The 17,355-nt window shown below is 72.8% G+C and carries 18 protein-coding genes, 1 tRNA gene and 2 pseudogenes; 13 read left to right on the top strand and 8 right to left on the bottom strand.

All coding sequences use genetic code 11. The features are described 5' to 3' along the window. Positions 1–161: 161 nt before the first annotated feature. Complete coding sequence (locus E2C06_RS18805) at positions 162–1,313, top strand: CaiB/BaiF CoA transferase family protein (RefSeq protein ID WP_165982487.1); 1,152 nt, start codon at positions 162–164, stop codon at positions 1,311–1,313. A gap of 4 nt (positions 1,314–1,317) precedes the next feature. Next, positions 1,318–2,058 (top strand): SDR family NAD(P)-dependent oxidoreductase, encoded by a 741-nt coding sequence (locus E2C06_RS18800; protein WP_133290154.1) that lies wholly within the window; start codon positions 1,318–1,320, stop codon positions 2,056–2,058. Between the two features lie 47 nt (positions 2,059–2,105). On the opposite strand, the gene E2C06_RS18795 is transcribed toward E2C06_RS18800, so the two are convergent. After that, positions 2,106–2,178: transfer RNA gene (locus tag E2C06_RS18795), tRNA-Ile, on the bottom strand. Between the two features lie 134 nt (positions 2,179–2,312). Here E2C06_RS18795 and E2C06_RS18790 point away from each other — a divergent pair. The 9 genes from E2C06_RS18790 (at position 2,313) to E2C06_RS18755 (ending at position 8,741) form a co-directional block, all read left to right on the top strand. Next, positions 2,313–2,696: a hypothetical protein gene (locus tag E2C06_RS18790; protein ID WP_206664589.1), complete on the top strand. Its 384-nt coding sequence runs from the start codon at positions 2,313–2,315 to the stop codon at positions 2,694–2,696. Beyond that, positions 2,693–2,938 (top strand): hypothetical protein, encoded by a 246-nt coding sequence (locus E2C06_RS38770; protein WP_206664588.1) that lies wholly within the window; start codon positions 2,693–2,695, stop codon positions 2,936–2,938. Before E2C06_RS18790 ends, E2C06_RS38770 begins: the two co-directional genes overlap by 4 nt. Continuing rightward, the gene (locus E2C06_RS18785) at positions 2,928–3,347 is read left to right on the top strand and encodes a CoA-binding protein (RefSeq protein WP_133290153.1); all 420 of its coding nucleotides are present in this window, start codon (positions 2,928–2,930) and stop codon (positions 3,345–3,347) included. Before E2C06_RS38770 ends, E2C06_RS18785 begins: the two co-directional genes overlap by 11 nt. A 126-nt stretch (positions 3,348–3,473) precedes the next feature. Then, positions 3,474–4,259, top strand: a complete 786-nt coding sequence (locus E2C06_RS18780) for a DUF2076 domain-containing protein (RefSeq protein ID WP_133290152.1) — start codon at positions 3,474–3,476, stop codon at positions 4,257–4,259. Between the two features lie 52 nt (positions 4,260–4,311). Then, positions 4,312–5,181, top strand: a complete 870-nt coding sequence (locus E2C06_RS18775) for a LysR family transcriptional regulator (protein WP_133290200.1) — start codon at positions 4,312–4,314, stop codon at positions 5,179–5,181. A 21-nt stretch (positions 5,182–5,202) separates the two neighbouring features. Then, positions 5,203–5,598 (top strand): DUF29 domain-containing protein, encoded by a 396-nt coding sequence (locus tag E2C06_RS18770; protein ID WP_133290151.1) that lies wholly within the window; start codon positions 5,203–5,205, stop codon positions 5,596–5,598. A gap of 217 nt (positions 5,599–5,815) precedes the next feature. Further along, positions 5,816–7,036 (top strand): MFS transporter, encoded by a 1,221-nt coding sequence (locus tag E2C06_RS18765; RefSeq protein ID WP_133290150.1) that lies wholly within the window; start codon positions 5,816–5,818, stop codon positions 7,034–7,036. Between the two features lie 6 nt (positions 7,037–7,042). Then, complete coding sequence (locus E2C06_RS38765) at positions 7,043–8,095, top strand: PepSY-associated TM helix domain-containing protein (RefSeq protein ID WP_133290149.1); 1,053 nt, start codon at positions 7,043–7,045, stop codon at positions 8,093–8,095. 1 nt (position 8,096) lies between these two features. Continuing rightward, the gene (locus E2C06_RS18755) at positions 8,097–8,741 is read left to right on the top strand and encodes a trimeric intracellular cation channel family protein (protein ID WP_206664587.1); all 645 of its coding nucleotides are present in this window, start codon (positions 8,097–8,099) and stop codon (positions 8,739–8,741) included. A gap of 5 nt (positions 8,742–8,746) precedes the next feature. Here E2C06_RS18755 and E2C06_RS40620 read toward each other — a convergent pair. Continuing rightward, positions 8,747–10,012 (bottom strand): annotated as a pseudogene (locus E2C06_RS40620) (TIGR03013 family XrtA/PEP-CTERM system glycosyltransferase). A gap of 474 nt (positions 10,013–10,486) precedes the next feature. Here E2C06_RS40620 and E2C06_RS18745 point away from each other — a divergent pair. Next, positions 10,487–11,446, top strand: coding sequence for a Bug family tripartite tricarboxylate transporter substrate binding protein (locus tag E2C06_RS18745; protein ID WP_165982485.1), 960 nt, complete (start codon positions 10,487–10,489; stop codon positions 11,444–11,446). 115 nt (positions 11,447–11,561) lie between these two features. Continuing rightward, positions 11,562–12,545 (top strand): Bug family tripartite tricarboxylate transporter substrate binding protein, encoded by a 984-nt coding sequence (locus E2C06_RS18740; protein ID WP_133290145.1) that lies wholly within the window; start codon positions 11,562–11,564, stop codon positions 12,543–12,545. On the opposite strand, the gene E2C06_RS18735 is transcribed toward E2C06_RS18740, so the two are convergent. The 6 genes and pseudogenes from E2C06_RS18735 to E2C06_RS39465 all read right to left on the bottom strand — a co-directional run. After that, positions 12,530–13,537 (bottom strand): FUSC family protein, encoded by a 1,008-nt coding sequence (locus E2C06_RS18735; RefSeq protein WP_133290144.1) that lies wholly within the window; start codon positions 13,535–13,537, stop codon positions 12,530–12,532. The genes E2C06_RS18740 and E2C06_RS18735 overlap by 16 nt on opposite strands. Next, positions 13,534–14,514, bottom strand: a complete 981-nt coding sequence (locus tag E2C06_RS18730) for an HlyD family secretion protein (protein ID WP_133290143.1) — start codon at positions 14,512–14,514, stop codon at positions 13,534–13,536. The genes E2C06_RS18735 and E2C06_RS18730 overlap by 4 nt, the downstream gene beginning before the upstream one ends. A 76-nt stretch (positions 14,515–14,590) precedes the next feature. Beyond that, positions 14,591–15,424 (bottom strand): (Fe-S)-binding protein, encoded by an 834-nt coding sequence (locus tag E2C06_RS18725; protein WP_133290142.1) that lies wholly within the window; start codon positions 15,422–15,424, stop codon positions 14,591–14,593. Beyond that, the gene (locus tag E2C06_RS18720; RefSeq protein WP_133290141.1) at positions 15,415–15,822 is read right to left on the bottom strand and encodes a (Fe-S)-binding protein; all 408 of its coding nucleotides are present in this window, start codon (positions 15,820–15,822) and stop codon (positions 15,415–15,417) included. The genes E2C06_RS18725 and E2C06_RS18720 overlap by 10 nt, the downstream gene beginning before the upstream one ends. A 10-nt stretch (positions 15,823–15,832) precedes the next feature. Beyond that, positions 15,833–16,207, bottom strand: coding sequence for a RidA family protein (locus E2C06_RS18715; protein ID WP_133290140.1), 375 nt, complete (start codon positions 16,205–16,207; stop codon positions 15,833–15,835). Between the two features lie 89 nt (positions 16,208–16,296). Then, positions 16,297–17,355 (bottom strand): annotated as a pseudogene (locus tag E2C06_RS39465) (ISNCY family transposase); the annotation flags it as partial.

Here is a 17,355-nt window from a genome sequence, read left to right as displayed (position 1 = left end):
CACAGCATAGCGCATCCGCGGCGCAGGTCAGGCCGGCACCGCAGGGGTCCCGGTCCGGCCCGGCGCGATGCGGCATGCCGATGACCGCGGGCGCGGAGGGCGCCCGGCTTGACAGCCCCGCACCGTGGCCCCGACCCTGCGGCAAAATGGGGAAGGGTCCGATGCAGGCGGCGCTCGACGGGCTGGTGGTGCTCGACCTGACGAATTTTCTCTCCGGCCCCTACTGCACCATGCTGCTCGGCGACATGGGCGCCGAGGTCATCAAGGTGGAGCGGCCGGATGGCGGCGACGATGCCCGCCGCATGCCGCCCTTCGTGGAAGGACGCAGCCAGCCCTTCGCCGTCTGGAACCGCAACAAGCGCAGCGCCACCGCCGACCTGAAGCAGGCCGAGGACGTCGGCTTTGTCCGGCGGCTCGCGGCGCGGGCCGATATTCTGGTCGAGAATTTCCGCCCCGGCACGCTGGACCGGCTCGGCCTCGGCTGGGAGGCGCTGCATGCCGCGAACCCGCGGCTGATCTGGTGCTCGATCTCCGGCTTCGGCCAGACCGGGCCGTGGGCGGAGCATGGCGGGCTCGACATGATGGCGCAGGGCATGTCGGGGCTGATGGCCGGCAACGGTCCGGCGGAGGGCGAGCCATACCGCCTGCCGATCGCCATCACCGATGTCACGGCCGGGATGTATGCCGCGGTCGCCGTGCTCGGCGCGGTGCAGGCGCGGCACCGCACGGGACTGGGCCAGCGGATCGACCAGTCGCTGTTCGAGGCCGGGGTCTCGCTCGGCGTCTACGAGGCCGCGCATGTCTTCGCCCATGGCACGCGGCCGCAGCGGCTCGGGCAACTGCACCGCGGCTCGGCGCCCTACCGCGTCTTCCGCACGCAGGACGGCTACCTGACGCTCGGCGCCTCGAAGGAGAAGTTCTGGCGGGCGCTCTGCGGCATCGTCGGCCGGCCGGAGCTGACGGAGGATGCGCGATTCCGGACGAATGCCGACCGCGTCGCCAACAATGCCGCGCTGGTCGGGATCCTGCAGGCGGCGCTGGCGCAACGGCCGAGCGCGCAATGGCTGGAGGCCTTCGGCGCGGCCGGCATCCCCTCCGAGCCGGTGCTCTCCTACGACGAGGCGCTGGCACATCCGCAGGGCCGGGCGCGCGGCCTGGTGGTGCCTTTCGAGGATGGCGAACGCGGCAGCCTGCCGCACCTGGCGCCGCCGGTGCGGCTGGAGGGGACGCCCGCCACCATCCGCCGCCGCGCCCCCGATCTCGGCGAGCATGACGCGGAGATCCGCGCCTGGCTCGCGGCGCAGGAGGGCTGACGCCATGGCAACCGGACCCGACCTCGCCGGGCGCGTCGCCCTCGTCACCGGCGCCTCCCGCGGGATCGGCCGCGCCGTGGCGCTGGCCCTGGCCGAAGCGGGGGCCGATGTCGCGGTGAACTACCGCGAGCGCGCGGCGGAAGCCGAGGCGGCCGCCGCCGCCATCCGCGGCCTGGGCCGCCGCGCGCTCGCGGTCGCCGCCGATGTCGCCGAGGGCGCCGCCGTCACCGCCATGATGGCCCGGATCGAGGCCGGGCTCGGCCCGATCGACCTGCTGGTCAACAACGCCGGCATCGCGCTCCGCCGCGACATCGAGGCGCTGACCGAGGCGGAGTTCGATCGCACCCTGGCGGTGAACCTGAAATCCGCCTGGCTCTGCACCCAGGCGGTGCTGCCCGGGATGCGGGCGCGCGGCTGGGGCCGGGTGGTCAACATCTCCTCCGGCGCCGCGCGTGGCAGCGGGGTGATCGGGGTGCACTACAATGCCTCGAAGGCGGGGATGGAGGGGCTGACGCGGGGCTATGCCGCGCGGCTGGTGCAGGCCGGCATCACGGTGAACGCCGTGGCGCCGTCCCTCATCGAGACCGACATGGTCCGCGCGGGCTCGGAGGACTACGCGAGGAAGGTTCCGATGGGCCGGCTCGGCACTGCCGAGGAGGTGGCGCAGGCCGTGCTGATGGTCGCCGGCAATGCCTTCATGACGGGGCAGACGGTCCAGGTGAATGGCGGCATGCAGTTCACGTGACAGGTGCCGCGGAGGCCTGGACCGACTCGCCCGGCAGACAAGGAACATGGGCCCGGCAGGACTCGAACCTGCAACCAAACCGTTATGAGCGGTCCGCTCTGACCATTGAGCTACAGGCCCATGGGCGTGTGATGCCCATTGGCGCGCGCGCTGGCAAGCGTCCCCTGCGAGTGCCCCCCCCCCCTGCAAGTGCCCGCTAGCTGGTTTCCCCGCCCATGGCAGGATGCCGCCGCCGGGCGAAGGGGATCGGGCCGATGCGCGACATGCTGGGCTGGCGGCGGAAATCCGGCGTTATGGGCCCCTCCACCAACACCATCGTGCAGCCGGACTTCGACGCGCTGCGGCCGGTCGGCGTGACCAACCACTACAGCCGCATCTACACCCGGAATGCCGATGCGGTCAGCGACGAGAGCTTCCGCGCCGGGATCGAGGTCATCGGCGGCAACGTGCTCGACGCGGTCCGCAGCGTGATGACCTGCGCGCCCGACTACCTCGTCATGGGCATACCGGCGGTCACCTTCTTCGGCGGCGCATGGGGGCGGATGCCTTCAGCCGCTCGGTCGGGGAGGTCTCCGGCCTCGGCATCAGCCTCGGCAGCCATGCCTGCACCGCCGCGCTGCACGCCTATGGCGGGGTGAAGCGGATCGCCGTGCTGTCGCCCTACTGGCCGGTGATGAATGCCGAGGTCGCGCGGTATTTCGGCGAGATGGGCTTCGGCGTGGTGCGCGACATCGAAGTCGGTGATCGCCATCAATGCCGCGACCTGCTGGCATGCGCTCCGGGCCAACGGCATCGCCGACCGGCTGCTGGAAGAATTCTGACCCGTTGCGGCCCTGGCGCGTTGGCGCCGACGGAGAGGAACCTTTGCCATGACCGATGATGAGATCCGCGACATCCTGCTGACCACCCGGCGCATCGCCGTGGTCGGTGCCTCCGACCGGCCGGTGCGGCCAAGTCATGGCGTCAGCGGCTTCCTTGTGGACCGCGGCTATGCCATCACCCCGGTCAATCCGGGCATCGCCGGGCGCAGCCTGCACGGCGCGCCGGTGGTGGCCGCGCTGGAGGACGCCGCGCCGCTCGACATGGTCGACGTCTTCCGCCGCAGCGAGGAGGCCGGCGCCGTGGTGGACGAGGCGATCCGCCTCGGCGCCCGCACGGTCTGGTTGCAGCTCGGCGTCGTCGACGACGCGGCGGGGGCGCGGGCGCGCGCCGCGGGGCTGCGCTTCGTGCAGGACCGTTGCCCGGTGATCGAGTGGCGCCGGCTTGGCCTGCCGGCAAAGATTGCCTGAAATTCATTTTACCCCCGCGACCAGCTTGAAAGCCGGAGCGCGCCGGGCCACGTCGCGGGCGCATGGCCGGCGGGACCTTCCGGTGATCCGCTCCGCCCCGCCCGGCCAAGGGGAGACCGAGGACCCATGAACGACGAAGAGCGCCGCATCATCACCCAGTATGTCGAACGGGTTGCCGGCGCGGCGCCCGCCCCCGCCGCCGCCAGCCCCTGGGGTAGCAGCAGCGTGCCGGCCACCCAGGCCCGGCCGCCGCTGCCGCCGGTCGACCGCGAGGCGGATACGCTGATCAACGACCTTTTCAACCGCTACCCCGAGGCGCGCTACCGCATCACCCAGACCGCCTTCGTGCAGGAAGCGGCGCTGGTCGAGGCGCAGAACCGCATCCGCCAGCTGGAATGGGAGGTGCAGAACGCCCAGTCCCAGGCGCAGGCCTCGCAGCAGTCGCGCGGCGGGCTCTTCGGCGGCATGTTCGGCGGCGGCGCCCGGCCGCAGCCGCGCATGGCACCGCCGCCGCAGCCGGTCTACCCGCCGGGCTACAATCCGGGGATGCTGCAGCAGGGACGTGGCGGCTCGGGCTTCCTCGGCACCGCGCTGACCACCGCGGCCGGCGTCGCCGGCGGCATGGTGCTCGGCAACATGCTGATGGGCGCCCTGTCGGGCCATGGCGGCGCCGCTCAGGCGGCAGGCTTTGAGGGCGCCGGCGGCTTCGGCCAGGAAGCCGTGCCGACCTCCTCCCCCTGGACCGATCCCGGCACCGCGGCGGCCGACCAGGGCTGGGGCGGCGGCGGGCAGGATGCCAGTGCCTTGCCCGACGACGCGACCGGCGGCGGCTTCGACAATGGCGGCTTCGATACCGGCAATGCCGGCTATGACGACGCCTCGGGCGGCGGGTTCGACGACGAGGACGTCTAATCCATAGCGACCGCTTCTTGAACCCGCGCATGGCATGAGCGATCCTCATGCCATGCGCATTCCCGACCTCGACCTCGACCTGCTCCGCGGCTTCGTCGCCGTGGCGGAACGCGGCGGCTTCACCGCTGCCGGCCAGGCGCTCGGCCTCACCCAGTCCGCCGTCAGCCTGAAGGTGAAGCGGCTCGAGGATCTGGTGCAGCGCCGGGTTTTCGAACGCACCAGCCGCTCGATCGCCCTGACCCGCGACGGCGAGACCCTGCTGGCCTACGCCCGCCGCATCCTGGCGCTGAACGACGAGGCGGTGCGCCGGCTGGTGGCACCGCCGGTTGCCGGGCGGTTCCGGCTGGGCGTCGCCGACCATTTCGTCCCGCGCAACCTGGCCCCCCTGCTCGCCCGCTTCGCCCGCACCTGGCCGGAGGTGCGGCTGGAGGTGGAGGTCGGCCGCAGCCACGAACTGCGGTCGGCGCAGGAGAAGGGCGCGCTCGACCTGGTGCTCGGCAAGCGGCGGGACGGCGAGACGGCCGGCCGGCCGATCTGGACCGAGAGCGTGGTCTGGGTTGCCGCCCCGGACTGGCAGGCGCCGGAGGAGCGCCCCCTGCCCCTGGCGATGCTGCCCCCCGGCTGCATGTTCCGCGACCGCGCGCTGGCGGCGCTGGCCCGGGCAGGTCTCGCCTTCGAGGTCGTCTATACCTCGGCCAGCCTTCTCGGCGTCGCGGCCGCCGCGCAGGCCGGCTTCGCGCTGACCGTGCTCGGCCGCGGCGGGCTGCCGCCGGGGCTCGCCGAGGTGCCGGGCCTGCCGGCGCTCGGGACGGTCGAGATGTGCCTCTTCGGCGACGCGGCTGGACAGAACCCGCTGGCCGAGCCGCTGATGCGCTTCCTGCGGGAGAGCCTCTCGGCCGCCGACCTGGCCGCCGCGGCGTGAGCGCGGAAATCGGCCCGCGGCATGCCTGTCGTCTTTTCCATGTCCGAGGCCGCCTGGCTCCACGAATGCGACTTCTATGCCTGCACCCAGGACCGGGCGGCCCTTCTACGCGCCTGGCCGGAGGCGCTGCGTCCGAATGCGCTCGACCTCAACCACCTCGCCGAGGAGATCGAGGACTCGGGCGAGTTTCAGCGGCGCGCCGCCCGCAGCCTGCCGCTGCATGTGATCCAGCATCTGCTGAAGCTGCGCCTGCATCCCGACCGCCAGTCCGAGCGCCGCTGGAAGAAGGAAGTGAACGGCTTCCGCGACCAACTCCGCGATGTCTTTGCGGAGAACCCCTCCTTCCGGGCCGCCCGGACCGAGCTCGCCGGCGACCCCTTCGGTCCCGTGCAGCGGGATCCCTGCGGCGGGACCTAGACCTCGATCAGTTCGATAGCCCGTCGGTGATGGCGCTGCTGCCCGACCCCGCCGGGCCTTATGTTGACCTCAACACCGAGGTCCTGGCCGAGAACTGGTTCCCGCCGCCGCTCACCACCTGACCCAACCTCCGCGCGAGCGGTGCCAGCTTCGCATTGACCCCGTCCGGCCGGCGGCGCAGTTTCGCGTCATCGCAGACCACGGAGCCCCGCCCGGCATGCCGCCTGAGCCGCCGCCCGCCCGCGACGCGCGCATCGTCGCGCTGATCGGCACCGGCCATTTCCTCTCGCACTTCTACATGCTGTGCCTGCCGCCGCTCTTCCTGGTGTGGCGCCAGGAATTCGATGTCTCCTACGCCACGCTCGGCCTTTCCGTCGCGCTGATGAGCGGCACCACCGCCCTGCTGCAGACCCCGGTCGGCTTCTGGGTGGACCGCTGGGGCGCGCGGCCCTTCCTCGTCGGCGGCACCCTGCTGATGGCGCTCTCGGTCTCCGCCATGGCCTTCGCGCCGGCCTTCTGGATGATCCTGCCGCTGGCCGTGCTGTCCGGCATCGGCAACAGCGTCATCCACCCCGCCGACTACGCCATCATGGCCGGCAGCATCAGCAAGGGCTTCCTCGGCCGCGCCTTCGCGCTGCACACCTTCACCGGCAATCTCGGCTTCGCCCTCGCCCCGCCAGTCATCGCCCTGCTGCTCACGCTGATGGACTGGCGCATGGCGCTGCTGACCGTCGGGCTGCTCGGCATCCCCGTGGTCGCCGCCATCCTGCTGCAGAGCGGCGTGCTGCGCGACCAGGCCAAGCATAGGATGAAGGAGGACGGGCCGGGCGGGCGGGAATTGCTGCTCAGCCGTCCCATGCTGCTGTTCTTCGCCTTCTTCCTGCTTTCCTCGATGGCCGGCTCGGGCATTCAGTCCTGGCTTGTCACCGTCCTCGGCAAGCTCTGGGGCACGCCGGTGCTGGTCGCCTCCGCGGCGCTCACCGGCTACATGATCGGCGCCACCTGCGGCACGCTGGTCGGCGGCTGGATCGCCGACAAGTCGAAGCGCAACCTCTTCGGCATGGTCAGCGTGCTGACCCTCGTCGCCATGGCGCTGCTGCTGCTGCCCGGCCTGATGCCCCTGCCGGAGGCCGCGCTGCCGGTCGTCGCGATCTGCGCTGGCCTGGCGCTCGGCACCTCCCGCACCCCGCGCGACGTCATGCTGAAAGATGCCTGCCCGCCCGGGCAGATCGGGAAGGTCTTCGGCTTCGTTTCCTCCGGCCTTCCCCTGGGTTCCGCCATCACCCCGGTGCCGCTCGGCTTCCTCATCGACATGGGGCATCCCGGGCTGGTGCTGCCGGTGGTGGCCGGGCTGCTCGGGCTCTCGCTGCTTTGCGCCGGCAGCGCCCAGGGATCGGCCCGTGCGGCACGGGCGCCGGAAGCGGTTCCGGCCGAGTAGGGCTGCATGGCGAAGCTCCTGCGGCGCCTGCACCGCTGGCTCGGGCTGGGCGTCGGCGCCTGGTTCGTCCTGCTCGGCCTGACCGGCGCGCTCATGGCCTTCATGCCGGAGATCGAAACGCGGCATGTCGCCGCGCCTACCGGTGGTCCCTTCCTGCCGCTACCCGCCCTGGTCGAGGCCGCCGCGGCAGCGCTGCCCGAGGCCGATGGCGGCCCGCTCCGCGTCCATCCGCCGACCGCCCCGGGCGAGAGCTTCCGCGCCGATTTCCGCTTGGCGACAGGCGGCCGCACCAGCCTGCACCTCGACCCAGCCACCGGCGCCGTGCTGGGCGAGGTACGCTGGGGCGGGCAACTGATCCACACCGCCTACAATTTGCACCGCAACCTGCTGATCCGGAACGGCGAGCGCTTCGTCGGCTTCCTCGGCCTGCCGGTGCTGGGGCTGCTGCTGGCGGGGCTGGTCCTCGCCGCCTGGCCCTCCGTGGTCTCCTGGCGGGAGAGGGTCTTCTCCAGGGCCGGGCTGCGCGGCCGGCGGCGGCTGGCCAACCTGCACACCGCGCTCGCCCTGCGCGCCCTGCTGCCCCTGCTGGTCGCGGTCGGCACCGGACTGGCGCTGTCCTTCCCGCAAACCACCCAGCGGCTGCTCTACCGCGTCACCCACGCCACGCCGCAGCCGCCGCCGGTGCCGGGCGACGGCCGGGTGGACCTGGCCGGGGCGCTCGCCCTTGCCGAGGCGGCGCGGCCCGGCTGGCACCTGGTCTGGCTCGACCCGCCGGGCGAGACGGGCCGGGTCACCATGGCCTTCGCACCGCCAAAGGCCTGGCCGGGCGAGGAGCAGGTCGTGACGGTGGAGACCGCGACCGGCGCCCTGACCGTCGCGCTGCCGCATCCGGCCGGGCGGCTCGGCGCCTGGTTCACCGCGCTGCATGCCGGCACCGCCTTCGGCCTGCCGCACCGCATCTTCGTGGTGCTGCTCGGACTGCTGCCGCTGGCGCTCGGCTATTTCGGCCTGGCGATGTGGTGGCGGGCGCGGACGGCACGGCGGGCGCTGCGGGATTGAGGTGACCGCGCTCGACGCCCTGCTGCGCTGGCTGGACCTCGCGGGCATCGCGGTCTTCGCCGCCTCCGGTGCGCTGGTCGCCTCGCGCAAGCGGATGGATGCGGTCGGCTTCATCCTGATCGCCGCGGTCACCGGCTTCGGCGGCGGCACGCTGCGCGACCTGCTGCTCGGCCGCACCCCGCCCTTCTGGCTGCGCGACCCGACCTGGCTGGCGGTGGCCAGCAGCGTGGCCGTGGCGGTCTTCTTCACCGCCCACCGGATCGAGAGCCGCTTCCGCGCGCTGCTCTGGGCCGATGCGGTCGGCCTCGCGCTCTTCGCCGTGCTGGGGGCGGAGATTGCCCTGCTGGCCGGCGCCAGGCCCTGGGCGGCGGTGCTGCTCGGCGTCGTCACCGCGACCTTCGGCGGCGTCGCCCGCGACGTGATCTGCAACGAGATCCCGCTGCTGCTGCGGAAGGAAATCTATGCGCTCGCGGCGCTGGCCGGTGCCGCCGTCTACGTGCTGCTGCGGGTCGAGGGCGTTTGGCGCGACCCGGCGCTGCTGGCCGGCATGGCGGTCGCCTTCGGCATCCGCGCCGTGGCGATCCGGCGCGGCTGGTCCCTGCCCGCCTACAGGCCGCGGCTGGGCCGGGACTATCCCGACCGGTAGGGCCTTCAGCGCACCGTGTTGCCCGGCCAGAGCACCACCCGCAGGGTCTGCAGGATGATCAGCAGGTCGAAGAGCACGCCGAAATTCTTCACGTAGAACAGGTCGTAGCTGAGCTTCGAGCGGCTGTCGTCGAGTGACGCGCCGTAGGGGTAGTTCACCTGCGCTCAGCCGGTCAGCCCGGCCCGCACCAGGTGCCGCTCCTCGTACAGCGGCAGCTTATGGCCGAGATCGGCGGTGAATTCCGGCCGCTCCGGCCGCGGCCCGACGAAGCTCATGTCGCCGCCCAGCACGTTCAGCAGCTGCGGAAGCTCGTCGATCCGCGTGCGGCGGAGGAAGTTGCCGATCCGGGTGATGCGTGGGTCGCGCGCCTGGGCATAGACCGCGCCGGCCTTCTCCGCATCCATCCGCATGGTCCGCAGCTTCATGATGCGGAAGACCCGGCCGCCCTGGGTCACCCGGGACTGCCGGTACAGCGCCGGCCCGCCGTCCTCCAGCCGCACCGCCAGTGCCGCGGCCAGCAGCACCGGGCCGGACAGCACCAGCAGCAGCGCCGCCGCGGCGACGTCCAGGGCGCGCTTCAGGGCGAGATCCAGCGGGCGGAAATGGAAGCCGTCGGCATAGAGCAGCCAGCCGAGCTCGATCCGCTTGATGTCGATGCGGCCGATCTCGTTCTCGAGGAAGGGCAGGTATTCGTGCACCGGGTAGCCCGAGGTGCGGCAGGCCAGCAGCGCCTCCATCGGCAGGCCGCGGCGGTCGTCCGGGGCGACGACGATCTGGTCGGCGCCGAATGCCCGTACGGCCGCGAGGATGCCGCCCTCGGCCGGCAGCACCACGCAATTGGGGTCGCGGGCCAGCCGGGAATCGACCGCGGCATCGGCGGGGTGGCGGATCAGCCCGACATCGTAGCCCAGCGTGCCGCCCTCGCGGCGCAGCAGCACGGTCAGGTCGAAGGCCCGTTCCCCGGCACCGACGATGATGAGCCGGCGGCGAAAGGCGCCCCGATTCCGCAAGAGGAGCAGCGCCACGCGGGCGGCGAAGGCCGTCAGGGTGAAGCATGGGACGGCCGCCGCGAAGAGCAGCCCGGCCTGGGGCGCGCCGAAGGGCGGCGGCAGCAGGGTGGCAAGGATGGAGGCCCCGGCGCTGCCGAGCAGCACCGCGAAGGGCGCCCGGCCGAGCGAGCGGCGGGTCTGCTGCAGCGCGTCGCGCCGGTAGAGGCCGAGCGCATAAAGGAACAGCACGCAGGCCAGCGGGTGCAGCGCCGCCGCCGGCATGCCGGGCCATGGGGCCCTCGCCAGGCCGGACAGGGCGAGCCAGAGCGCCAGCGGCCACGCGATCAGCGCGAAGGAGGTGTCGAGGAGCACGAGCACTGGACCCGCGGCGGGACCGGCGCGGCTTGGCGTGACCATGGCGACCTCGGGAATGGAACGGGAGCGAGGGGAACGCCGGGTGGCCGGCACGATCCCTATACCGTGAAGCGGTTCCGGAAAGTAAATCTATCAACCCGAAATAGTGATTCCGCAATGCGGATCAGGGGCCGCCGCGGGACGTGCCGACTCGCCAGGGGAAACGGGCCGTATGGATCCGCGACTGTCTCCGGCCGTGCCGCAGCCAGTCGCGCCCAGGCGGGACGGCCCGGCCGGAGGCGGTTCGCCGTCGCCGAAAGCCTCTGGCACCGGCGATGCCGCGTTCACCTCCGTCGGCAAACCGCTATAGCCTCGGGCAAAACCCACCAGGAGAGGATACATATGCGCCGCCGCGCATTCACCACGCTCACCGCCGGACTGCTCGCCACCCCGGCGCTCGCCCAGGCACCCTATCCCAACCGGCCCATCCGCATGGTCGTGCCGCTGCCGGCCGGTGGCGCCACCGATATCTGGGCCCGGCTCGTCGCCGAGCCCATGGCCGGCATTCTCGGCCAGCCCGTGGTGATCGAGAACCGCGCCGGCGCCGGCGGCCTGATCGGCACCGAGGCGGTGAAGAACGCTCCGGCGGACGGCCATACCATCCTGTTCCACATCGCCAATTTCGTGCAGACGCCGGTCGTGCTGCGGCGCTGGCCCTATCAGCTCGATGATTTCGCCTTCCTCGGCAAGTTCGGCACCACGCCGCTGCCGCTCTGCGTGCGCGAGGACAACCCGGCGAAGACCCTGAAGGAGTTCGTCGCCTGGGCGAAGGGGAAGCAGCTCGCCTTCGGGACCTATTCGCCCGGCTCCTCCGGCCATGCCCTTGCCCAGGCCTTCTCCGACCTCGAGCGCCTCGACATGACCGCGGTGCACTACCGCGGCGAGGCGCCGCTGCTGCAGGACATGCTGGGCGGCCGGGTCAGCTGCGCCTTTCATTCGATGACCGCCTCCGGCGAGCAGATCCGCAGCGGCAGGCTGCGGCCGCTGGCGACCCTCGGCCGCGGCGGCATCCCCAGCCTGCCGGCGGTGCCGACCTTCGTCTCGCTCGGCTATCCCGACTACTTCGGCAATTCGGGCTTCATCGGCCTCTTCGCGCCGGTGCGCACGCCGGAGCCGATCCTGGGCGCGCTGGAGGACGCCTTCCGCGAGACCATGGCGCGGCCCGAGGTGCTGCGCCGCATGGCGGAGACCGACACCATCGCGCAGTACCTGCCGCCGGCCGCCTTCCGCGCCGATGTCGAGAACTACCTGGCCTTCTGGCAGGGGCTGGTGGACCGGCTGGGGATCACCGCCGAGGGGTGACGCGCGGCTCACGATCCTTGGAGCGGACGGATTCCGCTCCGCTCCGCCGGCCCGGGCATGATCCAAGCTAGTCCCGCGCAGCCGCCGCAGAGCGGCCGCACGGGAGGATCACCAGATGCGCCGCCGCCCCCTCCTGGGCCTTGCCGCCCAGGCGCTCGCCGCCCCCGCCATCGCGCAGGAGCGGACCCCGACCCGCTACCCCGACCGCCCGGTCCGCTTCATCGTCCCCTTTCCGCCCGGCGGCGGCACCGATGTCTGGGCCCGCATGGTGGCGGAGGCGATGCAGGCCGAGCTCGGCCAGCCCATCCTGATCGAGAACCGCGCCGGGGCCGGCGGGATGGTCGGCACCGAAGCGGCGGCCAAGGCGGCGCCGGACGGCTACACGCTGCTCTACAACATCACCACCCATGTCCAGGCGCCAGTCACCTTCCGCCGCTTCCCCTATGACCCGGTGGGGGATTTCTTCCCGCTCGGGCGGCTCGGCACCACCGCCATCACCTTTTGCGTCGGGCCGACCGTGCCGGCCGCGGTCACCACCCTGGCGGAGTTCGTCGCATGGGGCCGCAACCGCGACCTCGCCTTCGGCAATTACGGCCAGGGCTCGACCGGCCACGCCTATGCCCTGCTGCTGGCGCAGGAGGCCGGGCTGCGGGTGACGCAGGTCGCCTACCGGGGAGAGGCGCCGATGCTGCAGGACCTGCTCTCCGGCAGCTTCCACGGCGGCTTCCACGGCATGCCGGCCTCGGGCGAGATGATCCGCGCCAGGCGCATCCGGCCGCTGGCGACCGGCGGTCCGGACCGCGTGCCGTCGCTGGCGGCAGAGGTGCCGACGCTGCTCGAGCTCGGCTATTCCCGCCGCTTCGACTTCACCGGCTTCACCGGTCTCTTCGCCCCGGCGCGCGTCCCGCCGCCGATCCTCGACCGCCTGGCCACCGCCTTCCGCACCGTGGCGACCAGCCCGGAGATGGTCCGCCGGCTGCGCGCCATCGACACCGCGCCGGGCTACGAGGACCCGGCGACCTTCCGCCAGTCGGTGATCCGCACCCTGCGGCAATGGGAGGAGCTGGCGGCGAGCCTCGACCTTTACGCCACGGGTTGAGCCCCGGCGGCACGGGCGCGGGCACCGGCCGCGAGCAGCAGCGACACGCCGACCACCAGCGCGGTGCCGAGCACGACGCCCGCCAGCCGGTCCAGCGCCGGCTGCAGCGTGTCCGGAGGGCCATTGCCGGAAGCCATGGCCATGATCAGCGCGACCCCTCCCTGGGTGCCGACATAGGCGTCCGGCCCGCCGCCATGGTGCAGCCGGGCGAAGACCAGGAGCCCGCCGCCGAAGGCCGCCAGCCAGAGCGACAGGGCATCAGGGCCGAGCGCCAGCAGCAGCGCGCCGAGCCCTCCGCCCAGGACGCAGCCCAGCATGCGCTGCCTCCCGCGCACCCGGGCGGCGCCGATGTCGCGGTCCAGCACCACCAGCGCGGTGATCGCGCCCTGCACGACCGAGGGCAGCTCGAACTGCGCCCAGAGCAGCGGCACCAGCGCCAGCACCAGCCCGCCGACCAGGCCGAGGCGGTCGAGATCGGCGGCCGGTGCCGCGCCGGCCGGGGCCGGCGCTGCCGCTTCCGGCGGTCCGCCCAGCACCGCGTCGCAGAGCGTCGCCACCACGACGCCGCAGACGATCTCCAGGCAGCGGGCACGGGCGAAGGCATCGAGGTCGCCGGCCGGGCCGAGGCTCTGCACCAGCACCAGCGTCGCGGTGATGGCGGCGTAGAACCAGGCATAGGCGAAGCGGGACGGGCCGAACCGCGCCCGGGTGCCGTAGGCACCGATGCCGAAGAGCAGGACGGCCTGCAGCACCGGCTGCCCTGCCGAGGCCGCGCTTGCGCCGAGGCCCCCGACCGCGCCCAGCAGCGTGCCGCCGGTCCGCTGCGCCGCCTTCGACAGCAACTGCCGCCGGTCCGGGCTGGAAACGATCCAGGCCGATATCGCCGCCCACCAGGGATCGTCCAGGCCGAGCCGCAGGGCCACCAGCACCGCGAACACCACGCTGAGCGCACCGACCAGCCCGGTCCGGGTCAGCCTTCCCGGCGCGGTCAATGGAGCACCAGCACGCTGGCATTGCCGCCGCGGAAGGCCGGGATGCGCCCCACCAGGCCGGGCAGCGTGATCTCGACCGGGAAGCGCCGGGGCAGCCGGACCCAATCGGTCTGCGGCGGGACATAGGGCATGACGCCCTGCGGCATGGCCGACCGCGCGATGGCCGGCCCGAGGCTGCGCACCCGCCCCTCGTGCAGCCGCCAGGGATCGCTGCCGAGCCGCACCCAGGCGCGCTGCCCCGGGGCGATGCGGCCGAGATGGCGTTCGGTGACGTTGGCGACCACGCGCCAGTCCTGGTCGGTGATCACGGCGAAGACCGCCTGACCGGCTTCCAGCCAGTCGCCGGCGCGGCGCTCGAAGGCGGCGATGCGGCCTGCGGCCGGCGCCGCGAGGCGCGTGCGGTCGAGGTCGTAGCGGGCACGGTCGCGCGCCGCCTCGGCTACCGCGACCTCGGCCGCGCGCACCGCCACCTGGCGTCGCGCCACGCTGGCGACCGCCATAGCGCGGCGCAATTGCGCCGATGCGACGTCGAGGTCGCGGCGGGCGTCGTCCACCCGCTGAGCGCTGATGTCGGCGCTGCGCAGGAGGCTGCGCTCGCGGTCAAGCACCGCGCCGGCATCGCGCGCCACCGCCTCCGCGGCGGCGATGCCGGCCTCGGCTTCCGCCACAGCATCGGCGGCCAGGGCCTGCTGCTGCTGCGCCAGCTCGACCGCGGCCTGAGCGGAGGCGAGCGCCAGCGCGAAGGGCCGCGGCTCGATCGCCAGCAGCGGCGTGCCGGCCGCGACGCGCTGGTTCTCCCGCACCGGCAGCTCGGCGATCGGGCCGGCGACCTCGGGCGCGACCAGCACGACATCGGTGGTGACATAGGCGTCGGCGGAATAGGCGAGGAAGAGCGCCGAGGCCTCGTAGGCCGCGAAGGCCCCGGCCAGGGCGAGCAGGACGCTGCGCGCGAGGTGGGCTTCGATCCAGCGGAGCATGCGGCGGTCCCGGCCTGACGCCGCATCATGGATTGCCGTTACAAAGCCGCGCAACCGCCGCCGGCCGGACGCTGCCTCAGACGGCGGGCGGCTTGCGCAGCTCGGGCTCCAGCAGCCGGGCGAAGGCGACCTCCCCGGCGGCCAGGATACGGTCCTCGCCGATCGCCGCGCGCGGATCGGCGGCGTTGCGCCAGGCCTTGTACTCGTCCTCGGCTTCGATCCCGAGGCTTTCGGCCAGCAGATGGATCCAGTTGCGCACCCGTATCCCGTGGCGTTCCAGCGCCACGGCCTCGCGGTGACAGGAATGGAAGATGGTGCAGAGCGTGCCGGTGCCGGTCTCCGACATGGCGGAGAGCGTCGCGCGATGCGCGTCGGCCAGCGCACCGGGCACCGCGGCGAGGGAGGAGCACATGTGACCAGGCGACCGATATGGATGCTCGGCCACCGTGACGCCGGGGATCAGCCGCAGCAGGGCGGGGACGAGGTCGTTCACCGCGACGCGACCGTTGAAGCCGTGATGCGCATGGAGCAGCACGCGCGCTTCGACCCGCTGCGTCAGCAGCGGCGCGAGGCGGTCGCGGCGGGCCCAGAGCGCCTCGGTGACGTGGACCGTCTCGAACTTCGTGGGCGTCACCGGCGCCATGCTGTCCTGCATGTTCATGTGGCAGGAAGGGCACCAGGTGACGACCTGGCCGCGGCCCGACTCGTTGAACTGCGTGACGGTGCGGCGCGCCATGCCTTCGCTGATGCGGGCGCTGGCCTCTTTCGGGCTGCCGCAGCAACTGGCCGGGCCGCCGGCCGGCGCGGCATCCATCCCGACCAGCTCGAGGATGCGGGTGGTGGCGCGGATGACCTCGCCGTGCCGCGTCATGTTGCAGCCGTACCAGAAGACGGCATGGTCTACAGCCATTCGGCCTGCTCCTGCTCGGTCAGCGTCAGGCGCGCGAAGGCCTTCACCTTGGGGGAGAACTGCGTGTCCTCCTTCACCGGTATGCGCGGCGCCTCGCCCAGCGCGCCCTTCGCCCGCCACTGTGCCAGGCGCAGCATGAAGGCGGCGTCGATCTGCTCGGGGCAGGCCGGCGTGCAGATGCCGCTGCGGGTGCAGGCGGCGACCCAGGCGAGCGCCGCCGGCGTGCCGGGCCCGTCGCGCAGCAGGTCGCGCATGCCGAAGGCGACCGCAGCGGGATCGGCGGCCCCGACGCCCGCGGCATAGGGCGTCATCGGGCAGGCGCGCACGCAGCCCCCGCAGGCGGTGCAGAGCCCGGCGAGGCGGGCGGATTCCGCGCGGATATGCTCGATGAGGGTCATGCGGGAAGGGTCACGCAAGCGCGGGCACCACGGCGATGCCCTCGATCTCGATGCAGACATCGGTGGTGGTGAATTGCGCGCCGCCGACGCAGGTGCTGGCGGGAGGCGTTGCCAGGGCGGCGAAGGCGGCGCGGCGGACCTCGTTGAAGCCGTCGTAGTGCCGCATGTCGGAGAGCCAGGTGGTGACCTTCAGCAGGTGCGACAGCTCGGCGCCCTCCCCGGCCAGGGCGCGTTCCAGCCGGGCCAGGCATTCCCGCGCCTGGTCCTGCACCGGCCGGCCGGCGGCGGCGCTGCCGCGCGCGGTGACGCCGGAACAAAAGATCAGCTTCGCCCCGCCGCCGAGCGGCACCACGCGGGCGGGCGGGAATAGGGGGGCCTGGCTCATGGGCGCATCTCCTCGGTGCAGCCTCGCCCGCCCTGACCACCCGGCGCAAGCCTGCGCGGCGGGGCGAGGCAGGGTGGCGGAGAAAAAAACTAGGCTGGCAAAGCTGGCTGGCAGGCTTTCTGCTCCAGCTCGGCGAGGTAGGCCTTGGGGTCGCGCCGAAAGCGGGTGCGTAGGATTCGTGCCTGATGCCGTGGCGCGAGCCGGCGCTGGAGGTCGGCCCATCGCGTTCGATTGGCGCGCCCGAGTTCGCGGGCGGTGGGCGGATGCAGCCGCGTTGCGATAGCCGAGATCACCCGGACCTCGCCGCGCAGCACGATGGCAGGCGAGGCCGTCTTGCGCCCTGTGGCGCGGCGCTCGTGGTAGCGCTGTGAGCCAAACAGCTGCTCGAGGCCATTGTCGGTCCGCGGCAGGTCGGGGATGGCGTAGCAGTGGAACAGCCCCGGCCGGTAGCTGCGGGTGACCTTGCCGAAGTGCTCGATCGCCCCAGCCAGGCTTCCAGCCTTGGCGCGATGGCGGGCCATGGCGGCGACCAGGCCGTCAAAGCGGCGCTGGACCTTGGTGGCATCCTCGCCGGCCTCGTTGCCCAGGATGTGCGCCGCCCGGTGCACCCAGTCATAGGCGCACGCGATGTCCGGCCAGAGCTCGGCCGTGCGCTCCAGGCCGCGGCCGATCAGTTGGCGCAACTGCGTGAGCGGCGCCGAGCCGCCCCTTTTTCCCTCACCCGGTCCAGGCTGTCCGCCACCGCCTCGAGCCGAGCCTTGAGCCGCAGCCCCGAGGCGGCCAGCGGCGGGCGGCCATCATCGGTGATGGCGCTGCGCACCGCGGCGCAGTAGCCGCGGGCCACCTCGGCCGTCGTGTCGTCCTGCCCCTCCAGCGCCCGCTCGATCGGCCGGACCCCGCGCACCTCGGCTTTCAGCCGTACCTTGGCATGCCGGTCGGCCTCGAAGACCGGATGCGCCGCCTCGCGCAGGAAGTGAAACTGGCAGAGCTGGTGCGGCACTCCCGGCAGGGCCCGCTCGACCGCCCGACGGATCGATGTCTGCCCGTCGCTGACCACCCCCAGCACCGGCACGCCGACCGCCCCGGCCACCTCGCGCAGCAGCGGCTCGAGATCCTTCGCCGTGGCCGAGAGCAGGCTGCGCGCCAGC

This window comes from Dankookia rubra (genome assembly GCF_004355005.1).
Taxonomy (GTDB): Bacteria; Pseudomonadota; Alphaproteobacteria; order Acetobacterales; family Acetobacteraceae; genus Paracraurococcus; species Paracraurococcus ruber_A.
Note: the sequence above shows the minus strand (reverse complement) of the source record. Positions and strands in the feature narration are given on the sequence as shown.